This is a genomic window from Paraburkholderia humisilvae, from assembly GCF_902859855.1.
In the GTDB taxonomy this organism is placed as follows: domain Bacteria; phylum Pseudomonadota; class Gammaproteobacteria; order Burkholderiales; family Burkholderiaceae; genus Paraburkholderia; species Paraburkholderia humisilvae.
On the sequence record NZ_CADIKH010000441.1, the window covers coordinates 1 to 744 of the forward strand.

A 744-nucleotide genomic window follows, 5' to 3' on the forward strand; every position below is an offset into this window, starting at 1 on the left:
GATGTGCGGCACCACGGCACGCGGGGCGCAAACCTGCACGTGCGAAGGCCTGACAAACAATCTTGCCAATCGCCGCCGGTCCCGCCAGACCAACCCGAGGTGCCAATCTGCGAAGGAATACGTGCCGCGATGCACTTGCTCCGCGACCATCGCGGAGATATGCAGCGATTGCTTCTCCGACCTCCGATGGCAGGGGGACGTGCTCCACCATCTGCCCCTTGCCATGAACGACGAGTTCCCCCGAACGCCAGTGAATGTCGTCGAGCTGCATGGCAACTATTTCTCCGGCACGTAGACCGAGCCGCGCCAGCAACAGCAGGATTGCGTAGTCACGGCGCCCAGTCGGAGTCGACCGGTCTGCAGATGCAATGAGAGCTTCTTGCTGCTCAGGCGTGAGGAACGTCGGTACAGTTGACTGTCGCCACTTACGAACCGAGGGCACTGATTCATACAGGTCTTGGACCGTATCGCTGCGCAGAAAGAGGAAATGGCAGAACGAGCGAAGCGCAACTGCCATCAGCCGCGTGTACTCCGCCGATCGACCTTTGCTGTAGGCAAGGAAATGATCTCGGATCGCTACGGCGCCAAATGCATCGGGCAATATAGTTCCGTCGCCGGTCGAGTGGCTGTCGAGAAAGTCGCGAATGAAGGGGCCGTAGACGAGCAGAGAGTTCTTCGCGAGTCCACGATCCTGCCTCAGATGGTCCAGGTATCGGCGATAAATGCGCGCAATCTCGGACTGGC

The 744-nt window shown here is 59.7% G+C and carries 1 protein-coding gene; it reads right to left on the minus strand.

Annotated elements, in window-relative coordinates; translation table 11 throughout:
• Positions 1-744, minus strand: a 744-nt coding sequence (locus HV796_RS42960) for a tyrosine-type recombinase/integrase (RefSeq protein ID WP_175233641.1), incomplete at both ends; no start/stop codon positions are given.